Below are 23386 nucleotides of genomic sequence, written 5' to 3' on the forward strand. Positions count from 1 at the left end.
GGCCCGGCGGCCAGTCCTCGCCGCTCCCAGTAGCCGCACGCCGCGTCCAGCAGTGCCGTGCCGCCGCCCACCGGCTCGCCGGCGGCGCGGCCGGCGGCGGCGGCGAGCACGGCCGACAGCTCCGGCGGCACGGGAAGTCCGTCGTCGGGGAAGGGCGGCCCGTAGCGGACGGGCCCGTGGCCTTCCCGTTCCGTCCGCCGCATGCCTACCTCCGCGCAATCCCTGGTGGCGTGCCGGTGCCGTGTCGGGTCGCCCGGGTGCCGGGGCGGGCCGTCGGACGGTGCGTCGTGCTCACGGTTCCGGTCGTGCTCTCGCTCTGCGTACCCAGCGGGACGCCGCCTCAGGCGTCCCCTCGCGTGTCCCTGCGCCACAGCCGGTGACCGGCGGCACCGGCCGCTCCCGCGATCAGCAGCCCGCCCGCGACCAGCGCGGGCACGGAGTCGTTGAAGGTCCCGCCCGAGCCGGCCCGCACGCCGTGCCCGATCGAGGGACCGCTGCCGCACCACCCCTTCGGCTCGGCGCAGACGGGCGTGCCGCCGGTGGCGGCCTTGGGCGGCACGGTGAACGTCGCGCTCCACGCCGTGCCCGTTCCGCCGGCCGCCACGGCCGGGCAGGTGCCGTCGACGGACCACGCCGATTCCTTGCCGGCGGTGGCCGGATCGGCCGCGAACGTGCTCTCGGGCAGGAGGAGGGCGCTTCCCCGGTAGAGGGGTCCGGCGGACGTGGTTTCCTCGTCGACCACCAGTTCCAGCTGCACCGTGCCTTCGGCGAAGGCCTTGGAGGTCGCCTCGATCACCTCGGGCGGTGTCCCGGTCAGGGCGTCGCAGACGACGGCGACGGTCACGGTGCCGTCCGGCTGGGCGGCGGCGGGCGACACCTCCGCCTCCGGCTCGGCCGACGCGAGCGGAACGGCCCCACCCAGAGCAGCCCCGGCTATGAGGAGTACGGACAGGACTCGGGCGCTGCGGCGCATGGGACGGGCTCCTTAGACCGACGGAAGGGTACGGATCCGCACCCCCCACAGCCATCACAGCCCGCGGCCCTCACTCCTGCCCGCGCCCGGACCCCATTCGCGGGAACGGCACACCCAACCAGGTGACAAGCTCCCGTCGCGGGCGGGCGCCGCGCCCCTAGGCGCTCCCCCGCATCACTTCCTGCCGGACCCGGTCGCAGGAGCGGCTGATCAGCCGGGAGACATGCATCTGGGAGATCCCCAGCTGCTCGGCGATCCGGCTCTGCGTCATGTCGCGGAAGAAGCGCATGTACAGGATCTCCCGCTCCCGCTTCGGCAGCGCGGCCAGCCGGGGCTTGACGGCCTCCCGGTCCACCACCGTGTCCAGCGCGGGGTCGGCCGCGCCGAGCGCGTCGCCGAGCGAGTAGCCGTCCTCGCTGCCCGGCAGCTCGGCGTCGAGGGACAGCGCGCTGAAGCTCTCCAGCGCCTCGAGCCCGGACCGGACGTCCTCCCCGGTCATGCCGGTGTGCCGGGCGATCTCGGCCACGTCCGGCTGCCGCCCCGAGGCGCCCTGGCCGTCCGTCGACAGCTCCTGCAGGGCGACACGCACCCGGTTGCGCAGATCCTGCACACGGCGGGGCACGTGGAGCGTCCACATGTGGTCCCGGAAGTGCCGCTTGATCTCGCCGGTGACGGTCGGGACGGCGTAGCTCTCGAAGGCGTGGCCGCGGGCGGGGTCGTACCGGTCGACGGCCTTGACCAGTCCGAGGGCGGCGACCTGGCGCAGGTCCTCATAGTTCTCGCCGCGGCTGCGGAAGCGTCCGGCCAGCCGTTCGGCCATGGGCAGCCAGGCCTCGACCAGCTCGTCGCGGAGCGCGTCGCGCTCGGGGCCGGCGGGCAGTGCGGCGAGCCGGCGGAAGGCGACGGCGGTGTCGGGGGCGTCGTCGTGCGGGTGGTGCCGGGGGCCTGCTGAGCTTCGCATGTGCGTCGCAACTCCCTTGCCGGTGCTTTCGGTTGGACGGTCACCGTGGAAGCGCGCAGCCGGTCCGGACGGGCCGTGCGCGGGGGCCTGCGGGGCCGCTCCCACGGACGTGCCTCCTGTCCGAAGCACTGTTTCGCGCCTGCCCTCGGCCCCTGGGCGCAAACACCCCCGCCCGGGTTTTCCGTGCGGGTAGGGGGGTGACTCGTGACGGGTGCTGCCATGTCGTCACGTCCGGGAGGTCACTCCATGAGCACCAAGGTCTCCGACCACGTCCTGCAACGGCTGCGCGAGTGGGGTGTGGAGAACGTCTTCGGCTACCCCGGCGACGGCATCAACGGCCTGCTCGCCGCCTGGGGCCGCGCCGACGACCAGCCGCGCTTCGTCCAGTCCCGGCACGAGGAGATGTCGGCGTTCCAAGCGGTCGGCTACGCCAAGTTCAGCGGCCGGCTCGGGGTGTGCGCGGCGACCTCGGGACCGGGTGCGATCCATCTGCTCAACGGGCTGTACGACGCCAAGCTCGACCATGTGCCGGTGCTGGCGATCGTGGGCCAGACGCACCGCAGCGCGATGGGCGGCTCGTACCAGCAGGAGGTGGACCTGCACTCGCTGTTCAAGGACGTCGCCTCGGACTACCTGGAGACGGTGACGGTGCCCGAGCAGCTGCCGAACGTGCTGGACCGGGCGATCCGCACCGCGTACGCGCGCCGGTCCCCCACCGCGGTCATCATCCCCGGGGACGTGCAGGAGCTCGACTACGAGCCGCCCACGCACGAGTTCAAGATGGTGCCCTCCAGCCTGGACCGCAGTGCCTGGACGGCGATCCCCTCGGAGGACTCGCTGCGGCGGGCCGCGGAGGTCCTCAACGCCGGTGACAAGGTGGCGATCCTGATCGGCCAGGGCGCGTCGGGGGCACGCGCGGAGGTGGAGCGGATCGCCGAGCTGCTCGGCGCGGGCGTCGCCAAGGCGCTGCTGGGCAAGGACGCGCTGAGCGACGAACTGCCGTACGTCACCGGCTCGATCGGCCTGCTGGGCACCCGTCCGTCCTACGAGCTGATGCGTGACTGCGACACGCTGCTGACCATCGGTTCCTCGTTCCCGTACTCGCAGTTCCTGCCGAAGTTCGGCAAGGCGCGCGGGGTGCAGATCGACATCGACCCGCACATGGTGGGGATGCGCTACCCGTACGAGGTGAATCTCGTCGGGGACGCCAAGGAGACCCTGCGGCGGCTGATCCCGCTGCTGGACGGCGACCGCGGGCGTGAGTGGTTCGACACCGTGTGCGACAACGTGCACCGCTGGCGGGACGTGATGGAGCGCCGGGCGGGGCTGTCGGCGGACCCGATCAACCCGGAGTACGTGGCCCGGGCGCTGGACCCCCTGCTGCCGGAGAACGCGATCGTCACGTCCGACTCGGGTTCGATGTCCAACTGGTACGCCCGGCATCTGACGATGCGGGCCGGCATGCGGTCCTCGCTCTCCGGGACGCTGGCGACGATGGGCTGCGGGGTGCCGTACGCGATCGGCGCGAAGTTCGCCCATCCGGACCGGCCCGCGATCGCGCTGGTCGGCGACGGTGCGATGCAGATGAACGGGCTGGCGGAGCTGATCACGGCGGCGAAGTACCGGGACCGCTGGCAGGACCCGCGGCTCGTGGTCGCCGTGTGGAACAACCGCGACCTGAACCAGGTCACCTGGGAGATGCGGGCCATGGGAGGCGCGCCGTCCTTCCTGCCCTCGCAGGAGCTGCCGGACGTGCAGTACGCCGCCTTCGCCCGCTCGCTCGGCCTGACCGGGGTCCGGGTGGAGAAGCCGGAGGACGTCGAGGCGGGCTGGCGGGCCGGTCTGGAGGCCGACGGGCCCGCGGTGATCGAGTTCGTGACCGACCCGGCGGTGCCGCCGATCCCGCCGCACGCGACGTGGGAGCAGATGGAGGCGACGGCCGAGTCGATCCTGAAGGGCGACGCCGACCGGGGCGCCATGCTCCGGCAGGGCTTCAAGGCGAAGATGCAGGAATTCCTGCCGGGACGGGAGAAGCGGTAGCCGCGGCGGGACGGGCGCCGCGAGGCAGGCGAAATCAGGCCGAGTGCGGATCTGTGCATCCCGTGTCGCGGCCAGCCTGCCGGGTACGCGGTGCCCGACCCCGAGGATCTGGAGCAAGACATGCAGCGAGGCAGTGACCGGCTCAGCGTCCACCGGGACGAGGAGATGAAGCACGAACTGCAGGGGCTGCTGAGGTCGGGCCACCCCACCCGCTCGGAGGAGTGGTACGACCCCGAGCCCACCGCCGAGGACGACCCGCGCATCGCGGGGGGCCCGGTCATGCCGGGCTCGCTGGCGGAGATCCGGCTGGAGCTGGGCCGGATCCTGGGCCGCGGCGCGTTCCCCGCGGGCCCGGACGAGCTGATGAGCGCCCTGCGCCGGCGCAACGCGCCCGACCCCTTGATCGAGCCGCTGCGGCGGCTGCCCCGCTCGGCCCGCTACGGCAACGTGCAGGAGCTGGCCGAGGCCCTGACCCACGGTGAGCGGCGGAGGGAGACCTGATGTCGGCCGACTATGTGCGCGAAGTGATGACGCCGGGGGTGATGGCCGTCCGTCCGGACGCCTCGCTGGTGGAGGCGGCGCAGCTGATGCGCTCCCAGGACATCGGCGACGTGGTGGTGGCCGACGGACAGCGCGTGGTCGGGGTGCTGACCGACCGGGACATCACCGTACGGGCGGTGGCCGAGGGCATCGATCCGCTGACGGTGAGTGCCGCGTCGATGTGCACGCCGGACCCGGTGATCGTGAGCCCTCAGGACCCGGTGTCCACGGCGGTGGCGCTGATGCGCGAGAGGGCCGTACGCCGGCTCCCGGTCGTCGAGGACGGCATGCCGGTCGGGATGGTGAGCCTCGGGGACCTGGCGGTGGCCCAGGACCCGGAGAGCGCCCTCGCCGACATCAGCAGGGCCGAACCGGACGTCGCGGCGCGCCCCGCCCCCGACGTCCGCGGCGCCGTATGAGGCGGGACCGGGCCGCTCACCGGCCGCTTTCCGCCGACGTTCCGCTGCACGACCCAGGCACACGGAAGGATGCTGAGACATCATGCGTATCGCTTTTCTGACCGCTCCCGAGGGCGTCGAGCAGGTCGAGCTCACCGAGCCCTGGAAGGCCGTCACCGACGCCGGGCACGAGCCCGTGCTCGTGTCCACCGCGAGTGGCGAGATCCAGGCGTTCGACCACCTCGACAAGGCGGACACGTTCCCCGTCGACGAGGTCGTGGGCGAGACGTCCGCCGACTCGTTCGGGGGCCTGGTGCTGCCGGGTGGGGTCGCCAACCCGGACTTCCTGCGGACGGACGACAGGGCGGTGGCCTTCGTGCGGGACTTCTTCGAGCAGGGCCGGCCGGTCGCGGCGATCTGCCACGCGCCGTGGACGCTGATCGAGGCCGACGTCGTACGGGGCCGGGTGCTGACCTCCTGGCCGAGCCTGCGGACCGACATCGGCAACGCCGGCGGCACCTGGGTGGACGAACAGGTCAAGGTGTGCGACCACGGCGGCAACAAGCTCGTGACCAGCCGCAAGCCGGACGACCTGAAGGCGTTCTGCGAGACGTTCCTGGACGTGTTCGCGAAGGAGAGCGTGTAACGCCGACGCGCGGCGACGCAGATCGAGCCGGGCCGGGTTCCGCACCGCGGAGCGCGGCCCGGGCGTGTGTCACACGGGACCGGACTCCCGGGTCGCCGGGCTGCCCTGGCCCCACTTGCCCACCGGGGTCCGCCCGTCGGGGGCCACCTCGTTGCAGGCGCGTTCCCGTGCACCGTCACGGGTGCGGCCGGGGGCGACGAAACGGCGCGGATTGCGGCGCAGGTACTCGCCCTCCAGCTGCGCCATCCGGTCGTTGTGCGCGCGCAGCGCGTCGTTCGAGCCGTACAGCAGGGTGTCGTGGCGCGTGCGGTGGATGGTCTCCAGCTCTTTCATGAGCTGCTGGTCATCCAGCCGGCCCGGGTCGACTCCGGTCATCATGGTGCCCCCTCGTCGTGTTCTCTCATGCGGTACGGGTACCCGCCCGGCAAGCACTACCCCCGAGCGGCAACCGGGAGGGAGCCATGGATCTCGCGTTCCTGCATCCACTCTACGAACATCCGGGCCCTTGGGCCTCCGTGTACGTCGACCTGTCACGGCACCCGCAGGACGCGACCCGTCAGCGGCGGCTGACGGCCGAGGCGATGTCCCGGGAGCTCGCGGGGCAGGGTGCCGACGAGGCGACCTGCCGTGCCGTGCGGAACGCGATCGAGGAGCTGAAGGACTCGCCCGAGCCGCACGGCAGGGCCCTGTTCGCCCGTGCGGGCGCGGTGGTCCTCGATCCGCCGCTGGCCCGCGCCCCGCGGCAGGACCGGGCCCTGTGGGCACCGCTGCCCCGGGCCACCCCGCTGCTGGACCTGACCGGCGAGGACGCGGTGGCCGTCGTCGCGTACATCGACCGCCGGGGCGCCGACTTCGAGCTGCGCAGCGCGCTGACCCGCGAGACGGCCGGTTCGGTCACCGGGCGCCAGTGGCCCGTGCACCGGACGAGCAGCGCCGACTGGTCGGAGCGGCACTTCCAGCTGCGGGTGGAGAACACCTGGGAGCACAACGCGGCGGAGATCGCCGACGCGCTCGCCGTGTGCCAGGAGGAGACCCGCGCCGACCTGTTGATTCTCGTCGGTGACGACCGGGAGCGACGCTCCGTGCACGAGCGTCTGCCCAAGCGGCTGCACGAGCGCGTGGTCGACGCCCGGCACGGTGCGGGGAGCCGGCTGCTCGACGGGGACGTGGAGGAAGCCCGCGCCACTCATGTGCGCCGCCGTGCCGAGGCGGAGCTGGAGCGGTTCCTGGCGGCCCGCGCTCCGGACGACGAGGGTCGCGCCGAGGCGGTGGAGGGCGTGCCCGCGCTGGTCGAGGCGGCGCGCGAGCACCGCATCGACGAGCTGGTGGTCCGCCCGGACGGCGGCGACACGCACCGCGAGGTGTGGGTCGGCGAGGACGCCGACCAGCTGGCGGTGCGGCGTACCGAGCTGAAGATCCTCGGCGAGCAGAACTCCTGGTCCGCCCGCGTGGACGACGCCCTGCTCCGCTCGGCGGTCGCGACTGACGCCGCGGTGATCTCGCTGGCCCCCGCCGAGGCGGCCGGAGAGCAGGACGTGCCGGTGGGCGGCCTGGGCGCGCTGCTGCGCTGGACCTGACCGGCGCCCGCGCACCCGCGCCGGCCGCCGGTCCGGAGGGCGGGTCCTAGCGGGCCCGCTCCACCCGCCGCTCGTCCCACACAGGCTCCGGCGTCTCCCGCACCCGGCCGTCGCTCCCGAAGACCAGGAAGCGGTCGAAGGAACGGGCGAACCAGCGGTCGTGCGTGACCGCCAGGACCGTGCCGTCGAAGGCGTCCAGGCCCTCCTGGAGCGCCTCGGCGGACTCCAGGTCCAGGTTGTCGGTCGGCTCGTCGAGAAGCAGTGCCGTGACACCTTGGAGTTCCAGCAGCAGGATCTGGAAACGGGCCTGCTGGCCGCCGGAGAGCCGGTCGAAGGTCTGCTCTGCCTGGCCGGTCAGCTCGTAGCGACGCAGCCGGGACATCGCGGCGCCCCGGTCCTGGGCGTGCTCGCGCCAGAGGATGTCGAGCAGGGTGCGGCCCATGAGCTCCGGGTGGGCGTGCGTCTGCGCGAAGTGCCCGGGCACGACCCGCGCCCCGAGCTTCCACTCCCCCGTGTGCGCCACGTCGTCCCCGGCCAGCAGCCGCAGGAAGTGGGACTTGCCGGAGCCGTTGGAGCCGAGGACGGCGACCCGCTCGCCGTAGAAGACCTCCAGGTCGAACGGTTTCATCAGGCCGGTGAGTTCGAGCCCCGCGCAGGTGACGGCCCGCACGCCGGTACGGCCGCCCCTGAGCCGCATCGTGATGTCCTGCTCACGCGGCGGCTCCGGCGGCGGGCCCGCCTCCTCGAACTTGCGCAGCCGGGTCTGGGCCGCCGCGTACCGGGACGCCATCTCGTGGCTGACCGCGGCGGCCTGACGCAGATTCAGCACCAGCTTCTTCAGCTGGGCGTGCTTCTCGTCCCAGCGCTTGCGCAGCTCCTCGAAACGGGCGAAGCGTTCACGCCGGGCCTCGTGGTAGGTGGCGAAGCCGCCGCCGTGCACCCAGGCGTCGGCGCCGGCCGGTCCGGGTTCGACGGAGATGATCCGCTGGGCGGTGCCCGCGAGCAGTTCGCGGTCGTGGGAGACGAACAGGACCGTCTTGCGGGTCTCGGTGAGGCGCTCCTCCAGCCAGCGCTTGCCGGGGACGTCGAGGTAGTTGTCGGGCTCGTCGAGCAGCAGCACCTGGTCGGTGCCGCGCAGCAGCGCCTCCAGCACGAGCCGTTTCTGCTCGCCGCCGGAGAGGGTCCGCACCTGCCGCCACTGCGCCGTGTCGTACGGCACCCCGAGCGCTGCCGTGGTGCACATGTCCCACAGCGTCTCCGCCTCGTAGCCGCGCGCCTCGGCCCAGTCGGCGAGCGCCTGCGCGTACCGCATCTGGGCGGCTTCGTCGTCGACGGTCATGACGGCGTGCTCGGCGGCGTCGACGGCCTTCGCGGCCTCCCGGACACGCGGCGACGACACCGACACGAGCAGGTCACGCACGGTCGTCTCGTCCCGTACGGAGCCCACGAACTGCCGCATCACGCCGAGCCCGCCGCTGACGGTGACCGAGCCGCCGTGCGGCTTCAGCTCGCCCGAGAGCAGCCGGAGCAGGGTGGTCTTGCCCGCGCCGTTCGGCCCGACCAGGGCGGCGACGGCGCCTTCGCCCACCCGGAAGGACACATCGCCGAGCAGGGTCCTCCCGTCGGGGAGGTGGTACTCGAGGTGCGCGGCTTCCAGATGTCCCATGAGGCCGCATTGTGCGGGCGGCCGGCGAGACGGGGCAACCGGATAACAGGTCGGTGCGTCACGCCGGGCGCTACCAGGCGTGCCCGCTCTCGTCCATCGGCCGCCCGGTGGGGCCGCCCTCGCCCGCGGGGGCGACCGTGGCGCCGGCCCAGGTCAGGGCCTTCCAGCCGTCGGAGGGGGAGCCTTCGAGGATCACCACACCGGTGTTGTCGAGCGGGCGGGCGGCGGCGAAGGGCACGTCGACGTTGCCGGCGCGGGCGGCTGTCCACATGCGGATCACGGCGCCGTGGCTGACCATGGCGACGGTCCCGGCCCCGTCGGCGGCGGCCTCCGCGACCACGGCGTCGAAGCGCGCGAGCGTCTCCGCACCGCTCTCCCCGCCCGGCATCCGCAGTCCGGTGTCGCCGTCCGCCCAGGCGAACACGGTCCGCATGTACTCCTCGCCCCGCCGCGAGCCGCCCGGCAGCATCTCCAGGTCGCCCGCGAACACCTCACGGATGCCGTCCCGCACGAGGACGTCGAGGCCGCGGGCCGCGGCCAGCGGCGCGGCGGTGAGCTGGGTGCGCACGAGGGTGGAGGCGTAGACGGCCTCGACGGCCTCGTCCGCGAGCGCGGCCGGCAGGGCGGCGGCCTGACGCTCGCCCAGCTCGGTCAGACCGGGACCCGGAACGGCGGTGTCCAGCAGGTAGGCGACGTTCGACGGGGTCTGGCCGTGGCGGACGAGCAGCAGGCGCACGATGGGTTCCTTCGAGTGCCGGCCACTCACGGGCCGGACAGAAAGCGGCCACTTCAGGGTACCCGCCCCTACATGAGCCCAGACGTCGACCTCACCGTCCTGAAACCCGGCCGCCACGCGCTCCGTGAGCGGCTGCTCGCACTGGACAACCGGCTGTTCGAGTTCGCCGCCGCGCAGAAGTGGCCGGCCGCCGAACCCGTTCTGCCCAGGCTGAGTCGCAGCGCGAACCACGGGCTGCTGTGGTTCGCGACCGCCGGCGTCATCGCGGCCAGCCGCACGCCGAGGGCCCGCCGGGCCGCCGTCCGCGGGGTGGCCTCCCTCGCCCTGGCCTCGGCCACGATCAACACCGTCGGCAAGCGCAGCGTGCGCCGCACCCGCCCGGTCCTCGACGCCGTACCGTCCGTGCGCCGTCTCAAGCGCCAGCCGATCACCACGTCCTTCCCGTCCGGCCACTCGGCCTCCGCCGCGGCCTTCGCGGCCGGCGTGGCCATGGAGTCCCCCACCTGGGGTGCCGCCGTCGCCCCCGTCGCGTTCTCCGTCGCCATGTCCCGCGTGTACACCGGCGTCCACTTCCCGAGCGACGTGCTGGCGGGCGCGGCACTCGGCGTGGGCGCCGCGTTCGCCGTACGGGGGCTGGTGCCGACGCGCGACCAGGTCACCCTGCCACCCCGGCCGCGCGCCGACGCGCCGGCGCTGCCCGAGGGCGAGGGCATGGTCGTCGTCGCGAACACGGCGGCGGGCAGCTCCGACCGGGTCCGGGCGCTGCGGGACGCGCTGCCCCGGGCGGAGGTCGTCGAGTGCCTGCCGGAGGAGGTGCCGGAAGAGCTGGAGAAGGCGGCCGCCCGCGCCCGGGTGCTCGGCGTGTGCGGCGGCGACGGCACGGTGAACACCGCCGCAGGGATCGCCCTGCGTCACGACCTGCCGCTCGCCGTGCTGCCGGGCGGCACGCTCAACCACTTCGCCCTCGACCTGGGCGTGGAGGACACCCGGGCGCTGGCCGGGGCCGTGCAGCAGGGCGACGCGGTCCGCGTGGACGTCGGGCGGTTCGTCTGCGGCGCCAAGCGGGGCATCTTCGTGAACACGTGCAGCCTGGGTGTGTATCCGGAGCTGGTGCGCGAGCGGGACCGCTGGTCGCACCGGATCGGCAGCTGGCCCGCCGGAGTGCTCGCGGCGCTGCGCGTGCTGCGCGCCGACGGGCACCCGCTGGAGGCCGAAGTCGGCGGCAGGGCACGACCCTTGTGGCTGCTGTTCGCCGGGAACGGCACCTACCACAGGATGGGTCTCGCCCCGGCCCGCCGGATGAACCTCGCGGACGGGCACCTCGACGTGCGGGTCGTGCACGGTGGCCGCAGGCCCGCGCTGCGGCTGCTCGCCGCCGCCCTCGCCGGGCCGCTGACCCGCTCCCCCGCCCACGCCGCCGTCCAGGTCCGCCGGCTGCGGCTGTCCGGTGTCGCCCCGGGCACCCTGCTCGCCTACGACGGCGAGGTCACCGAGGTGGAGGGCGAGGTGTCACTGGAGAAGGTGCCGGAGGCCCTGGTGGTCTACCGGCCGCTGCCCCCAGAGGACTGACGTTCCATCAGTCCGAATGGCGAAAGCATCCGTCTCATCATCCGGCCGGACGCGTACCGTGACCGAGGACGCGATCCGGCCGGACGAGAAGGGGTACCGCCATGCCGAAAGCGCAGGAGACCGCCGTCTACACCCACGGGCACCATGAGTCGGTGCTGCGGTCGCACACCTGGCGGACCGCCGCCAACTCCGCGGCGTACCTCCTCGGCTCGCTGGAGCCGCACATGCGGATCCTGGACATCGGCTGCGGCCCCGGCACCATCACCGCCGACCTGGCCGCGCTGGTCCCGGACGGGCACGTCACCGGCGTCGACCGGTCGCCGGAGGTCCTGGAGCAGGCGCGGGCCACGGCAGCCGGGCGGGGCCTGACCAACGTCGACTTCGCGGTGGCCGACGTGCACGCGCTCGACCTCCCGGACGACACGTTCTGCGTGGTCCACGCCCATCAGGTGCTCCAGCACGTCGGTGACCCGGTGCGGGCGCTGCGCGAGATGGCGCGGGTGACCGAACCGGGTGGGTTCGTCGCCGCCCGCGACGGCGACTACGCCGCGATGACCTGGTACCCCGCCTCACCCGGCCTGGACGACTGGCTGGACCTGTACCGGCGGGTGGCCCGCGCCAACGGGGGCGAGCCGGACGCCGGGCGGCGACTGAGGGCCTGGGCGCTGCGGGCGGGGCTCACCGACATCACGGCCACGTCGAGCACCTGGACCTACGCGACGCCGGACGAGCGGGCGTGGTGGAGCGGCCTGTGGGCGGACCGCACCGTGGCGTCCGGGTACGCGCGCCAGGCGGTCGAGGGCGGCCACGCGACCGAGGCGGAATTGCGGGCCGTGGCGCGGGCCTGGCGGGAATGGGGAGAGGCGACCGAGGGCTGGTTCGGCGTTCTGCACGGGGAAATCCTGTGCCGCAGAACCGGCTGAAACACCCGTTCCTGGAAACTCGGCGAACAGGAGGTTCATCATGGTTCCCATCCTGCTCGTACTGCTTCTCGTGCTGATTCTCTTCGGTGCCGGGTTCGCCGTCGAGGTGCTCTGGTGGATCGCCATCGCGGTGCTGGTCCTGTGGCTGCTGGGATTCCTGCTCCGCGGCACGACCACCGGCGGCTCCAGGGGACGCTGGTACCGCTGGTGACCGCCTGCCCCGGGCGTCAGTCCCGGGGCAGCAGAGGTCCGAGCGGCCCGAGGTCCAGGTTGAGGTCCTCGGGCCGCAGCCCGTAGCGGTCCCGCAGCTCGGTCATCCGGTCGTCGAGCAGCATCAGGGTGAGCCCGATCCGCTCCTCCTGCTCCTCGCTCAGGCCACCCTCGTCGAAGCGGCGCAGGGCCTGCCGTTCCATCAGCTGGCGCAGCAGCTCCACGACGGTGAGGACGAGCTTGACCAGGTCGCGTTCGACCGTGTCGGGCTCCAGGTCGAGCTTGCGGGGGGCGCTCACGTCAGATCACCCCAGGGCGACGGAACCTGTTCGTTCACGGAGCTGATCAGGGCGTTGAGGTCGATGCGGACGAGGTCGACGTCCGCGATGCGCAGGGTGATGTCGCCGGTGATGACGACGCCGCCGGCCAGCAGCCGGTCGAGCAGGTCCACCAGGGCGATCTCACGACGTTCGATCACCGTCACGGCTTCTCCCCCGCGAAGGAGTAGGCCGCCCAGGGGCCCGTGAGTTCCACCCGGACTCCCGGCATCTCGTCCTTCGTACGGTCCACGATCTCCACGAACTCCTCGGACTGGCCGCGCGGCACCAGATAGGCCGCGTTCAGCACGTTGCGGCCCGAGGCCCCGGACAGCTGGGCGCTCTGGGGGGCGTGCAACCGGGAGTCCTCGGCGTGCGCGGCGAGCCTTTCGTGCAACCGGTCCGCGAACTCCTCGACCTTGCGCAGGCCCGTCTCGCGGTCCTTGACGCTGCGGCTGCGCCGCCGCAGATAGTCCCGCCCGGACATCGCCTTCGCGGCCGCCCGCCCGTTCTCCGTGTCCGGACCCCGCGGGGATTCGCCGGACTCGCCGGGCCGACCGGATTCCCCGGGCTCGCCGGACTCGCCGGCCGCCGGTTCGGCGTACACCTTCACACCCCATTCCACCCGGCCCGCGAGCCGGTCCAGGGTGCGCAGGAAGTCGCCCTCGCGGGCCTCCAGCATCGTCCGCACGCCGCTGTCGTCCCGGAAGACCGTGCCCAGCCGGAGCGGCAGCGGCGTGGTCACCGTGGTGAGCGCGTCGATCACGCCCTGGTGGCCGCGGGCCGTGGCGGTGAGCCAGTCGAGGTCCTCCAGATGGGCGCGCAGCGCCTCCTCGGCGAAGTCGTGCTCCGGCACGGAGCTGACCACCGCGACCAGGCCGCCGTGGTGCAGCAGCTTCGGTGGCGCACCCGCCACGCCCGTCAGCTGGGACTGCAACGCCGCGCCGAAGGGGCGGCAGACGGCGTACACGTACCGCAGTCCGGTCATGGGCTCTCCTCCTGTGCGCGGCCGGTCTCCAGCGCCGCCAGCCGCTCCCGCAACTCGGCGTTCTCCTTCGCGAGTTCCTTGCGGCGAGCGCCCGACGACAGAGCCGGGTCGTCCTCCCACCAGTCGATGCCCATCTCCTTCGCCTTGTCGACGGAGGCGACGATGAGCCGCAACTTGATGGTGAGCAGTTCGATGTCGAGCAGGTTTATCCGGATGTCGCCCGCGATGACGACGCCCTTGTCGAGCACCCGCTCCAGGATGTCGGCGAGATTGGCGCCGCTGTCGTGGCCGTACGGGTCGGGCAGGCGGGTCGGTGACGTCATCGACGGCTCCGGGCCTCTGCGTCGTCGTCCCGGTACTCGTCGTCGGTCTCCTCGGGCTCCTCGGTGTCGTCGGTCGCCTCAGGCTCGTAGGTCTCCTCGGCCTCCTCGGGTTCCTCGTCCGTGTCCTGAGGTCCGTGTTCCCCTTCCGCGCGAGGATTCTCGTCCTCGTACTCCTCCTCGTCGGGCTCCCCCTCCTCGTCGTAGTCGTCCTCGTACTCGTCGTAGCCGTCGTCGTCCTGCACGGCCTCGTCCTGGCCGGCCTCTTCCTCCTCGGCGACCACCTCGTCGTGGTCGCGGACGACCTCGCCGTCCCGGATCTCCCCACGCCAGCCGTCCTCCGCCTCGCCGCGGAGCGTGATGTGGCGGGCGAAGTTCTTCAGGTCGAGCCGGGCGCGGCGGCCCTGGGCGCGCCAGAGGTTGCCGGTCTTCTCGAACAGGCCCTTCGGGTAGTACTCGATCACCAGCAGGACCCTGGTGAGGTTGTCGGCGATCCGGTGGAAGGACACGACGCCCTTGGTGGACCCCTTGGCGCCCTCCGACGTCCAGGCGATCCGGTCGTCGGGGACCTGCTCGGTGGTGCGGGCCTTCCAGCTGCGGTTGGACCAGAAGACCTTCAGCTGCCAGTCCGAGCTGGTGTCGTCGGCGCGCTGGGCGCTCTTGACGCCCTTGGCGAACGTGCTGAAGTCCTGGTAGCGGGTCCACTGGTCGTAGGCCGTACGCACGGGCACGCCGACGTCGACGTACTCCAGGATCACGGTGGGCCGGTGGCCGGAGCCGCCCTTGCCCTTGCCCTTGCCGCCGGTCATGTTCTTCAGGGCGCCCACCACGTTGTCCTTGGCCCGGGAGGCGCCGAGTTCCAGCGCCGAGCGCAGCGGGCCCTTGCCCTCCGCGAGCTTGCGGCCGCCGTCGAGGGCGAGCCGGGCGAAGCCGGGGCTGCGGCCGTCGGCCATGTCGTTGAGCTTGCCGGTGGTCTCGCCGAGCTTGCGGCCCAGGCCGGTGAGCAGCCGGGTGGCCTGCGCCGCCATGTACTCCTGCGCCTCCGCCTTCAGCCGGTCGGCGGCCTCGCTGCGGGCCACGTCGCTGAGCGGGTTGGAGCGGGTCGCCCGGCCCGCCGTGGACGCGGCCGATCCGAGAGTGTCGGTCATCGGTCACCGCCTCCCTTCGGCGTCCGGGCGCCGGGGCGCGCGGACGCCGTCTTACGGCCGGCCGTCTTGGCGGAGGCCGTCTTGCGCGCGGCGGTGCGCTGGGCCGCCGCCTTCTTCGCAGGGGCCGCCTTGCGCGCGGGCGCCTTCTTGGCGGCCTTCTTCGCCGCCGTCTTCTTGGCCTCGGCCTTCCTGGCCGGGAGCTCCTTCGAAGCGGCCTTCCCGCGGGCCGCGCTCCGGGGCTCCCCGTCGCGGCGCTCCTCGTCGTCGGGCCCGCCGTCGGCGCGTTCGCCCTCGGCGCGCTCGTCCTCGTAGCGCCCCTCGTCGTCCGGTTCCTCGTTGTCGTACCCGAGGTCCCGGCCGCCCGGCACGGCGGCGCCCAGCCGCTCGCGCATGACCGCCGTCCGATCGTGCAGGCGGTCGGCGAGCGAGTCGAGCTGCCGCTCCACCAAGGCGCCCGTCGCCGCGCCGCCCACGCCCCGCAGGTCCTGGCGGAGCTGGTCGCCGAGCTCCTTGAACTGCGGGTTGTTCCGCAGCTGCCCGGACACCAGGTCCGCGAGCGCCCGCGGGCCCAGGTTCATCCGCTTGCCGGCGACGAGCGTGCCGACGGCGAACGCCAGTTTCATCTTCTTGGTTCGTCCGAGGATGTATCCGGCCCCTACCGCGAGGCCGAGTCCCACTCGATTCATGGTGCTGTCCCGTTGCCCGTTCCCGCGCCCGTGCGCGAAGCGATCTCCAGCCGGTCGAGGAGTTCGTCCTCCTCCCGGTCGAACTCCTCCTCGCTGATCTCCCCGGCCTCCAGCCGCTCCTCCAGCCGCGCGAGCTCCGCCCGGATCGTGGCGGGGTCGTAGTAGATCCGCTCCGCCTCGTGGAGCACCTGTCTGATGGCCCAGGCGCTGCCGCGCACCGGTGCGAACGGCAGCAGCAGCACCTCCGAGATCAGTCCCATCCCCTCACCCGGCCCCGGTGTCCACGCCGCCGGCCGTGCTGCCCGCCGGCTCGGCGGGGCCGGGCTCGACGAAGCTGTACGGGGGCAGCGGGCCGTTCACCCGCACCTCCAGGTGCGGCAGGTCCTTGCGGGCCTTTTCCACGGCCGCCAGGAAGTTCTCGGCCGAGCGTCGGTCCACCAGGAACGACACGTTGGTGAGCCAGCCGCTGGACTCCGGGCCCACGCTGATCGCCTCCGCGGCAGGTTCCAGGAGCCGTTGGAGGGCGAGCCCGTCCTCGGCCTCCTTGGCCTGCACGGCGGCCGCGACCATCTCGCCGAGCCGGATCTTGTCCTCGTAACCGCCGCCGCCCGCCTTGCGGTTGGCCTCGGCGAGCGCGCGGATCTCCGGGCTCTCGGCCATCACGTGGTGCAGGACGGCTTCCTCGACGTGGTTGGCCTTGATGTTGTACTCGATCCGGCCGTCCAGCGCCGTCAGGCGTTCCCGGTAGTGCGCGGCGCGTTCCACGAGCACGCCCGTGACCGCCGCGTCGTCCGGGGCGACGCTGCCGAACCGCATCGGCAGCACACAGCCGGCCGATCCCGCCTCTGCGAGCACGTTCTGATGGGCGAGCAGGTCCTTGCGCTTGGGGCGCAGCCCTTCGGGCGCGTCACTGACGACGGCCGCGAGGTCGCCCTCCTTGAGGATGCGCACGGGCCGGGCCGGGTCGCCGACACCGCCCATGCCGTCGGGGAGGGCGGGGTGCGCGCCGGACGCGATGCCGTAGACGTACGTGCTCACTCCTGCTCCTCCCTGCGCCGCGAGGACGTGGTCTTGCGGGCACGCGGCCGCGACTGCGACTCGCCTTCCTCGCGGGCCTGGCTGAAGGCGTCGGAAATCGTCTGCGCGGCGCCGGACAGGGCGCCCTTGGACTTGCCGCGCGCGCCGGACTCGGTGATCTCGCCGACGAGGTCGGGCAGGCCGGGGCTCTTGCGCGGCCCGGCCTCCAGGTCGAGTCGGTTGCACGCCTCGGCGAAGCGGAGATAGGTGTCGACGCTGGCGACGACGACCCGGACGTCGATCTTCAGGATCTCGATGCCGACCAGGGAGACGCGGACGAACGCATCGATGACGAGCCCCCTGTCGAGCACCAGTTCAAGCACGTCGTAGAGGCCGCTGCTGCCGCCTCCACCGCCGGTCTGCTGTGCCGGTACAACGGTCATGCCGGCTGTTCCTCCTTTTGAATGGGTCTTGCGAACAGGTCTTGTGCACAGGTGTCGTTACGGGCGGACGCCTAGCGCCTGTTGGGGTCGGCCCGGCCGCGCTCGTAGCGGCGAAGGCGCCGGTAGCCGGTGAGCTGCCCGTCGGGGTCGAGGTCGACCTGGTAGCTCGCCATCAGGCTCATCGTGTCCGGCACGCGGGCGAGTTCGAGGACCTCGACCTCCAACGACCAGCCGTCCTCAGTCTGTTCGAAGGACGACACGGTCTCGGCGGCCATTCCGGTGAGCTCCGCGAGCTGGATGCGCGCGTCGCGCAGCACCTGCATGGGGCTCGGCCGGGAGTCCGCCGCGGCTTCTTCTTCCTGCTTCTTGGGGGAGTTACGTGAATTCTGCGAATCCGAAGTGTTCTTTGTGTTCGACATGGCCACCTCGCAGTTCGGGTGGCCGCTGATCCCTTGGCCAAACCTTCGGAACCCGCACGCTTTCCCCGCAGGGCGTATCACGCCTGCACAGCGGCGGTACGTGCGTCAGCCACGCAACGCGTCGAGCCGGCGCCGGGCCGGGCCGAGGGCACGCCCGCGATTCAGCACGCCGGCCCAGGGGTTGGTGCGGGCCTGGTCGACGGCGTCAACGACGGTCCAGCGGCGCGGCCCGAAGCCGGGGTGGTCGAGCTGGTCCCAGCCGACGGGCACGGCGACAGGGGCGCCGGGCCGGGCGCGCACGGTGAAGGGGGCGACGGCGGTCTGCGCGTAGCCGTTGCGCTGCACGTCGAGGTAGAGCCGGTCCCCGCGGTCCTTCTTGCGGGCGGTGGTGGTGTACCGGTCGGGGTGCGCGGCGGCGAGGGTGTCGGCGACGTCCCGGGCGAACTCCCGCACCTCGTCGAAGCCGTGCTGCCCGTTGAGCGGCACGACGACATGCAGCCCGCGCGAGCCGGTGGTCATCAGCGCCGAGGGCAGCCTCAGTTCGTCCAGCAGCTCGCCCAGCAGCCAGGCCGCCTCACGCACCGGCGCGAAGGACTCGCCGGACGGGTCGAGGTCGAACACCAGCCGGTCCGGCCGGTCGAGTCCGCCGGTCCGGGAGAGCCAGCGGTGCAGCGTGAGACAGGCCTGGTCGGCGAGGTAGACCAGGGTGGCGGCGTCGTCGCACACGGTGTGGCAGACGGTGCCGCCCTCCTTGGGCACCTCGACGCGGGTGATCCACTCCGGATAGTTCTCCGGCGTGTTCTTCTGCATGAACTCAGGACCGTCGAGGCCGTCCGGACGCCGTTGGAGCATCAGCGGACGGCCCCGCAGATGCGGCAGCATGAACGGCGCGACGGCCCGGTAGTAGTCGACGAGATCCCGCTTGGTGTACTCCTTCGCGTCCCCGCCGCCAGGGAAGAGCACCTTGTCCGGCCGGTGCACCTCGACGGTGCGCCGGCCGGCCCGCACGCTGTGGCCGCCGTCACCGCTCACCGAACGACCGCCTGCTCCACCAGCAGTTGTACGGCGGCGGCGATGGACTCGGCGTCGATGCCCGCGGCGTGCAGCTGCTGGTCGGGCGCGGCCGAACCCGGCATGGTGCGCACCGCGAGCCGCACCAGCCGGGGCGTGGGACGCCCGTCGAGGAAGGCGTCGAGGACGGCGTCGCCGAGGCCGCCCTCCTCGCGGTGGTCCTCGACGGTGACGAGGCAGCCGGTGTCCTCGGCGGCCTGCCGCAGGGTGAGCCGGTCGACGGGCTTGACCGAGTACAGGTCGATCACCCGCACCTGGATGCCCTCGCCGTCCAGCGCCTCGGCCGCGGCCAGCGCCTCGGGCACGGTGACGCCCGCGGCGACCAGGGTCAGCCGGTCGGTGGCGGAGGAGCGCAGGACCTTGCTGCCGCCCACCGGGAACTCCTCGTCGGGGCCGTAGATCACCTTGTTCTTGCCGCGCGAGGTACGCAGATAGCGGACGCCGTCCAGGTCGGCCATGGCGGCGACGAGACGGGCGGTCTGGTTGGCGTCGCACGGGTAGAGCACGGTCGAGCCGTGCACGGCCCGGAACATCGCGAGGTCCTCCAGGCCCATCTGCGAGGGCCCGTCCTGTCCGATCGCGACGCCGGCGTGCGAACCGACCAGGTTGATCCCGGCCCCGCTGATCGAGGCCATGCGCACGAAGTCGTAGGCACGGGTGAGGAAGGCCGCGAACGTGGAGGCGTACGGCACCCAGCCGCGGGTGGAGATGCCCACCGCGGCGGCGACCATCTGCTGCTCGGCGATGTAGCACTCGAAGAACCGCTCCGGGTGCTCCTTGGCGAAGGCCTCGGCCCGCGTGGAGTCGCTCACCTCCCCGTCCAGGGCGACGACGTCCCCGCGTCCGGTGCCGAGAGCGGCGAGCGCCTTGCCGTAGGCGTCGCGGGTCGCCACCTCCTCGCCCTTGTCGAAGCGGGGCAGGTCGACGTGGTCCTCACGGACGGCGTGCAGCAGGCGTGCGGCCGGCGGCTCCTGCACGTGGACGCGCAGTTCCCGGGGGCCGCCGAGTTCGGCGATCGCCTCCTCGGCGTCGGGCAGCGGCTTGCCGTGCAGCCCCTCGCGGTCCTGGACGGCCTCCACTCCCTTGCCCTTGAGGGTGCGGGCGAGGACGACGGTCGGCTGGCCCTTGGTCGAGACCGCCTCTCCGTACGCCCGGTCGACCGCGTCCACGTCGTGCCCGTCGACCTCGATGGTGTGCCAGCCGAACGCCTGGAAGCGGCGGGCGTAGGCGTCGAGGTCGTGGCCGTGCCGGGTGGGACCGCGCTGGCCCAGCCGGTTGACGTCCACGATCGCGGTGAGGTTGTCGAGGTTCTCGAACGATGCGTGCTCGGCGGCCTCCCACACGGAGCCCTCGGCGAGCTCGCTGTCCCCGCACAGCACCCACACGCGGTGGTCCGCGCGGTCCAGCCGCCTGCCGGACAGGGCGATCCCGACGCCGACCGGCAGTCCCTGCCCCAGCGATCCGGTGGCCGTCTCGACCCACGGCAGCCGCTGCGGTGTGGGGTGCCCTTCGAGCCGGCTGCCCAGCTGGCGGAAGGTGAGCAGCTCGGCGTCGTCGAGGGCACCGGCCGCCTTGTAGGCGGAGTACAACAGGGGCGAGGCGTGCCCCTTGGACAGCACGAAGCGGTCGTTGCCCGGGTGGTCCGGACGGTCGAAGTCGTAGCGCAGGTGGTGGGCCATGAGGACGGCCATCAGGTCGGCGGCGGACATCGACGACGTCGGATGCCCGGAGCCTGCGGCGCCGGAGGCCCGCACGCTGTCGACGCGCAACTGCTGGGCCAGCTCGACGAGTTCGCGGGTGTTCATCGGTCTCCTTCGTCGGGGGTGTCGGTGCGCTTCACGGGGCCCGGTGCGGGGTGGTGGTCTCCGCGTCTGGGGGCGGACCGACTGCCGGCGGGTGCGCCGGCGCCGTGCTTCCCCGCGCGATCTTCGTCGGCGGGTTCGGCATCGGGCCTGTTCCTGGCCGGTTCGCCGCCGGGCCGGCCCTTCGCGGGGTCCGTACCGGCGGCGTCGGGCGACGCTGCGGCCCCGGGACCCTCCCGGGCCTCGGCCCCAATCCCCGCGCCGGGGCCCTGCTGCCCACCGTCAGGCACCCGGGCCAGCTCCGGCGACGCCGTGTCCAGCGGCACCGACCAGGACCGTACGAGTCCCAACTGCACGGCCTGGCGCGGCAGTACCGCGTCCAGCAGCCAGTCCGCCGCCACCCGCACCCGGTTGCCCGGCATCGCGGCGAGGTGGTAGCCGCGGGTGACGGCGCCGGCGGCGACCCCGGACAGCGCCACTCCCAGTGGGTTCGCGGCCGCCTTGGCGCCGCCCAGGTCGACCACGAACCCCAGGTCCCGGTGCCGGTAGGGGCGCCGCTCCCCGTCGCCGAAGGAGGCGGCGATGTTCCGGGCGCACACCTTGCCGTGCCGCCACGCGTGCTGCGCGGTCATCGGCGTGTACTGGCCGGGGTTTTCGAGGTCGGGCACGGCGGCGGCGTCCCCGCACGCGAACACCTCGGGCCGGCCCGGCACCTGGAGGTAGGGGTCGACCAGCAGCCGCCCGCGTTCCATGGGCAGGTCGAGCGAGTCGGCCAGCGGGTCGGGCCGTACGCCCACGCACCACACGATCGTGCGGGTGTCGACGAACTCCCCGTCGGTCAGCAGCACCCCGCCGTGCGTGGCCTCCTTCACCGAGGTGCCCATCCGCACGTCGACGCCCCGCTCCCGCAGCACCCGGTCGGCGGTGCGGGAGAGCCGTTCGTCCATTTCGGGCAGGACGCGCGGGGCGACGTCCAGCAGGATCCAGCGTGGCCGCATGCCCTCCCGCAGGCGCTGCTTGCGCACCTGCGCGTCGGTGTACATCTGCCCGTGCGCGGCGACCTCGGTACCGGTGTAGCCGGCGCCGACCACCACGAAGGTGCAGCGCGCGGCACAGCCCTTGGAGTCCTCGGCGGCGGCCGCGAGCTCGACCTGCCGGGTCACGTGGTCGCGCAGGTAGAGCGCCTCGGGCAGGCCGCGGAAGCCGTGGGCGTGCTCGGCGACGCCGGGGATGGGCAGCAGCTTGTTGACGCTGCCCGCGGCGAGCACCAGCCGGTCGTACTCCAGCGTGCCGCCCCCGCCCTCGGGGTCGGAGTAGTGCACGGTGCGGGCGTCGAGGTCGATGTCGTCGGCCTCGCCGAGCACGAGCCGCACCCGGGGCAGGGTGGCGGACAGGGAGACGGTGACCCGGCGCGGCTCCAGGAGTCCGGCGGCCACCTGGGGCAGCAGCGGGAGATACAGGAAGTAGTCGGTCGGGTTCAGCAGTGTGATGTCGGCCCTGCCCCGGGCCAGCCGCGACAGTTCGCGGGCCGTCCGGTAGCCGGCGAAGCCGGCTCCGACGATCACGATGCGGGGTCGACTCACGGTTGCTCCTCCGGAGGTCGTCTGGTCCGAGGTTTTCCGCGTCCCCCTGGTCAGGGCACCCAAACCCGGACGGACCCGCCGTTCGGCCCGGCGTTTGCCGCTCCGGCGGCCGGTTACCCGGGCCGGTGTTCCGGTCCGACCCGCTCCGACGCGGAGGTATCGCCCATGCCCGAGTACGGCTATTTCCTGTCCTGCGAGGAGTTCGCTCCCGCGGACCTGGTCGAGCAGGCGAGGATGGCCGAGCAGGCCGGATTCCAGGCCCTGTGGATCTCGGACCACTACCACCCCTGGAACGACGCGCAGGGGCAGAGCCCGTTCGTCTGGTCGGTGATCGGCGCCCTCTCCGAGGCGGTGTCCCTGCCGATCGAGACGGCGGTCACCTGCCCGACGGTCCGCATCCACCCGGCGGTGGTGGCGCAGGCCGCCGCGACCAGCGCGGTGATGACGAACGGCCGTTTCCGCCTCGGCGTCGGCACGGGCGAGGCACTCAACGAGCACATCGTCGGCCACACCTGGCCGCCCGCCTCCGTCCGGATGGAGATGCTGGAGGAGGCCATCCAGGTGATGCGCAAGCTGTTCGCGGGCGACGAGGTCAGTCACTACGGCACCCACTACAAGGTGGAGAACGCCCGCCTCTACACGGTTCCCGACGAGCCCGTCCCGATCGACATCTCCGGCTTCGGCCCGGAGGCGACGGCCCTCGCGGCGCGCGTGGGCGACGGCTACATCACGATGATGCCGGAGGAGTCGATGGTGGAGCAGTTCCGCAAGGGCGGCGGCGGCGCGAAGCCGGTCAGCGGCGGGACGAAGGTCTGCTACGCCACCGACCGCGACGAGGCGGTCCGTACGGTCCACCGGCTGTGGCCGAACCAGCTGCTGCCCGGCGAGATGGGCCAGGTGCTGCCCTCGCCGCGCCACTTCGAGCAGCTGGAGTCGCTGGTCACCGAGGAGATGGTCCGCGACAACACGGTGTGCGGCGACGACGTCGACGAGCACGTGGCCGCGCTGAGCGCCTTCGCCGAGGCGGGCTTCGACCGCGTCTACGTCAATCAGATCGGCCCGGACCAGCGCGCCTTCTTCGACTTCTACCGCACGAAGGTGCTGCCGCGGCTCCACCAGCCGGGCCGGTGACGGGAAGGCCGCGGCCGTCCCGGCCGCGGCCTATCGGTGTGCGCGCTCCGCGTCAGGCGCGGTGGTGCGGGCCCCCGGGGTCGATGCCGTCCGGCCGCGGCAGCGGGCCCGGCCCCTCGGTCGGCGCGGTGGCTCCGGGCGGTTTGGGCGGGACGGGCGGCACCGGCGGGTACGACGCGTCGCCCGGGCCGGCGGGCGGGACGGCGCCGTGCGCGCGGTAAC

General features: G+C 73.0%; 26 protein-coding genes and 2 pseudogenes. 9 read left to right on the plus strand and 19 right to left on the minus strand.

Features of this window, described 5'->3' with window-relative positions; all coding sequences use genetic code 11:
- The 3 genes and pseudogenes from AB0O67_RS27465 to AB0O67_RS27475 form a co-directional block, all read right to left on the minus strand.
- Positions 1-203 (minus strand): annotated as a pseudogene (locus tag AB0O67_RS27465) (pyridoxal phosphate-dependent aminotransferase); the annotation flags it as partial.
- A 137-nt stretch (positions 204-340) separates the two neighbouring features.
- Positions 341-973, minus strand: a complete 633-nt coding sequence (locus AB0O67_RS27470; protein ID WP_365455322.1) for a hypothetical protein — start codon at positions 971-973, stop codon at positions 341-343.
- Positions 974-1130: 157 nt separating this feature from the next.
- A complete protein-coding gene (locus AB0O67_RS27475) occupies positions 1131-1934 on the minus strand; it encodes an RNA polymerase sigma factor SigF (protein ID WP_365455325.1) in 804 nt (267 codons plus the stop codon).
- A gap of 246 nt (positions 1935-2180) precedes the next feature.
- Between AB0O67_RS27475 and AB0O67_RS27480 the strand changes: the two genes are divergently transcribed.
- From AB0O67_RS27480 to AB0O67_RS27495, 4 genes are all read left to right on the plus strand, one after another.
- Positions 2181-3974, plus strand: a complete 1794-nt coding sequence (locus AB0O67_RS27480; protein WP_365455328.1) for a thiamine pyrophosphate-requiring protein — start codon at positions 2181-2183, stop codon at positions 3972-3974.
- A 120-nt stretch (positions 3975-4094) separates the two neighbouring features.
- Positions 4095-4475: a DUF2795 domain-containing protein gene (locus AB0O67_RS27485; RefSeq protein WP_365455331.1), complete on the plus strand. Its 381-nt coding sequence runs from the start codon at positions 4095-4097 to the stop codon at positions 4473-4475.
- Complete coding sequence (locus AB0O67_RS27490) at positions 4475-4933, plus strand: CBS domain-containing protein (RefSeq protein WP_365455334.1); 459 nt, start codon at positions 4475-4477, stop codon at positions 4931-4933. Before AB0O67_RS27485 ends, AB0O67_RS27490 begins: the two co-directional genes overlap by 1 nt.
- 82 nt (positions 4934-5015) lie before the next feature.
- Entirely contained in the window at positions 5016-5558 is a 543-nt protein-coding gene (locus AB0O67_RS27495) for a type 1 glutamine amidotransferase domain-containing protein (RefSeq protein WP_365455337.1), read from the plus strand.
- 69 nt (positions 5559-5627) lie between these two features.
- Here the strand turns inward: AB0O67_RS27495 and AB0O67_RS27500 are convergent.
- Positions 5628-5962 (minus strand): annotated as a pseudogene (locus AB0O67_RS27500) (DUF6158 family protein).
- A 57-nt stretch (positions 5963-6019) separates the two neighbouring features.
- Here AB0O67_RS27500 and AB0O67_RS27505 point away from each other — a divergent pair.
- On the plus strand, positions 6020-7135 hold the full coding sequence (locus AB0O67_RS27505; protein WP_365455340.1) for a Vms1/Ankzf1 family peptidyl-tRNA hydrolase: 1116 nt from the start codon (positions 6020-6022) through the stop codon (positions 7133-7135).
- Positions 7136-7181: 46 nt separating this feature from the next.
- On the opposite strand, the gene AB0O67_RS27510 is transcribed toward AB0O67_RS27505, so the two are convergent.
- Together AB0O67_RS27510 and AB0O67_RS27515 are read right to left on the minus strand one after the other, a co-directional pair.
- Positions 7182-8801 carry an ATP-binding cassette domain-containing protein gene (locus tag AB0O67_RS27510; protein ID WP_365455343.1) on the minus strand — a complete coding sequence of 540 codons (1620 nt, stop codon included), beginning with the start codon at positions 8799-8801 and terminating at the stop codon, positions 7182-7184.
- 70 nt (positions 8802-8871) lie between these two features.
- Entirely contained in the window at positions 8872-9537 is a 666-nt protein-coding gene (locus tag AB0O67_RS27515; RefSeq protein ID WP_365455346.1) for a histidine phosphatase family protein, read from the minus strand.
- A 72-nt stretch (positions 9538-9609) separates the two neighbouring features.
- Here AB0O67_RS27515 and AB0O67_RS27520 point away from each other — a divergent pair, with 72 nt between their 5' ends.
- The 3 genes from AB0O67_RS27520 (at position 9610) to AB0O67_RS27530 (ending at position 12240) form a co-directional block, all read left to right on the plus strand.
- Positions 9610-11106, plus strand: coding sequence for a phosphatase PAP2 family protein (locus AB0O67_RS27520; RefSeq protein ID WP_365455349.1), 1497 nt, complete (start codon positions 9610-9612; stop codon positions 11104-11106).
- Between the two features lie 101 nt (positions 11107-11207).
- Positions 11208-12029 (plus strand): class I SAM-dependent methyltransferase, encoded by an 822-nt coding sequence (locus tag AB0O67_RS27525; protein ID WP_365455352.1) that lies wholly within the window; start codon positions 11208-11210, stop codon positions 12027-12029.
- 40 nt (positions 12030-12069) lie between these two features.
- Complete coding sequence (locus AB0O67_RS27530; RefSeq protein WP_365455355.1) at positions 12070-12240, plus strand: hydrophobic protein; 171 nt, start codon at positions 12070-12072, stop codon at positions 12238-12240.
- Positions 12241-12256: 16 nt separating this feature from the next.
- Here AB0O67_RS27530 and AB0O67_RS27535 read toward each other — a convergent pair whose 3' ends face one another.
- From AB0O67_RS27535 to AB0O67_RS27595, 13 genes are all read right to left on the minus strand, one after another.
- Positions 12257-12538 (minus strand): gas vesicle protein K, encoded by a 282-nt coding sequence (locus AB0O67_RS27535; protein WP_365455358.1) that lies wholly within the window; start codon positions 12536-12538, stop codon positions 12257-12259.
- Entirely contained in the window at positions 12535-12723 is a 189-nt protein-coding gene (locus AB0O67_RS27540; RefSeq protein ID WP_365455361.1) for a gas vesicle protein, read from the minus strand. The genes AB0O67_RS27535 and AB0O67_RS27540 overlap by 4 nt, the downstream gene beginning before the upstream one ends.
- The gene (locus tag AB0O67_RS27545) at positions 12720-13544 is read right to left on the minus strand and encodes a GvpL/GvpF family gas vesicle protein (protein WP_365455364.1); all 825 of its coding nucleotides are present in this window, start codon (positions 13542-13544) and stop codon (positions 12720-12722) included. Before AB0O67_RS27545 ends, AB0O67_RS27540 begins: the two co-directional genes overlap by 4 nt.
- Positions 13541-13867, minus strand: coding sequence for a gas vesicle protein (locus tag AB0O67_RS27550; RefSeq protein WP_365455367.1), 327 nt, complete (start codon positions 13865-13867; stop codon positions 13541-13543). Before AB0O67_RS27550 ends, AB0O67_RS27545 begins: the two co-directional genes overlap by 4 nt.
- The gene (locus AB0O67_RS27555) at positions 13864-15012 is read right to left on the minus strand and encodes an SRPBCC family protein (RefSeq protein ID WP_365455370.1); all 1149 of its coding nucleotides are present in this window, start codon (positions 15010-15012) and stop codon (positions 13864-13866) included. Before AB0O67_RS27555 ends, AB0O67_RS27550 begins: the two co-directional genes overlap by 4 nt.
- Positions 15009-15698, minus strand: coding sequence for a DNA primase (locus AB0O67_RS27560; RefSeq protein ID WP_365455373.1), 690 nt, complete (start codon positions 15696-15698; stop codon positions 15009-15011). The genes AB0O67_RS27555 and AB0O67_RS27560 overlap by 4 nt, the downstream gene beginning before the upstream one ends.
- Positions 15695-15958: a gas vesicle protein GvpG gene (locus AB0O67_RS27565; protein WP_365455376.1), complete on the minus strand. Its 264-nt coding sequence runs from the start codon at positions 15956-15958 to the stop codon at positions 15695-15697. Before AB0O67_RS27565 ends, AB0O67_RS27560 begins: the two co-directional genes overlap by 4 nt.
- A gap of 4 nt (positions 15959-15962) precedes the next feature.
- The gene (locus AB0O67_RS27570) at positions 15963-16736 is read right to left on the minus strand and encodes a GvpL/GvpF family gas vesicle protein (protein WP_365455379.1); all 774 of its coding nucleotides are present in this window, start codon (positions 16734-16736) and stop codon (positions 15963-15965) included.
- Positions 16733-17158, minus strand: a complete 426-nt coding sequence (locus tag AB0O67_RS27575) for a gas vesicle structural protein GvpA (RefSeq protein WP_365455382.1) — start codon at positions 17156-17158, stop codon at positions 16733-16735. Before AB0O67_RS27575 ends, AB0O67_RS27570 begins: the two co-directional genes overlap by 4 nt.
- Positions 17159-17229: 71 nt before the next feature.
- Positions 17230-17577 carry a gas vesicle protein gene (locus tag AB0O67_RS27580; RefSeq protein WP_365455385.1) on the minus strand — a complete coding sequence of 116 codons (348 nt, stop codon included), beginning with the start codon at positions 17575-17577 and terminating at the stop codon, positions 17230-17232.
- A gap of 105 nt (positions 17578-17682) precedes the next feature.
- Positions 17683-18609, minus strand: coding sequence for a non-homologous end-joining DNA ligase (gene ligD, locus AB0O67_RS27585; RefSeq protein WP_365455388.1), 927 nt, complete (start codon positions 18607-18609; stop codon positions 17683-17685).
- Positions 18606-20453, minus strand: coding sequence for a transketolase (locus AB0O67_RS27590; RefSeq protein WP_365455391.1), 1848 nt, complete (start codon positions 20451-20453; stop codon positions 18606-18608). Before AB0O67_RS27590 ends, ligD begins: the two co-directional genes overlap by 4 nt.
- A complete protein-coding gene (locus tag AB0O67_RS27595) occupies positions 20450-22033 on the minus strand; it encodes an FAD-dependent oxidoreductase (RefSeq protein WP_365455398.1) in 1584 nt (527 codons plus the stop codon). The genes AB0O67_RS27590 and AB0O67_RS27595 overlap by 4 nt, the downstream gene beginning before the upstream one ends.
- A 165-nt stretch (positions 22034-22198) precedes the next feature.
- Here AB0O67_RS27595 and AB0O67_RS27600 point away from each other — a divergent pair, with 165 nt between their 5' ends.
- Positions 22199-23164, plus strand: a complete 966-nt coding sequence (locus AB0O67_RS27600; RefSeq protein ID WP_365455401.1) for an LLM class F420-dependent oxidoreductase — start codon at positions 22199-22201, stop codon at positions 23162-23164.
- The last annotated feature ends 222 nt before the right edge of the window (positions 23165-23386 follow it).

The organism is Streptomyces sp. NPDC086077 (assembly GCF_040686175.1).
Classification (GTDB): domain Bacteria; phylum Actinomycetota; class Actinomycetes; order Streptomycetales; family Streptomycetaceae; genus Streptomyces.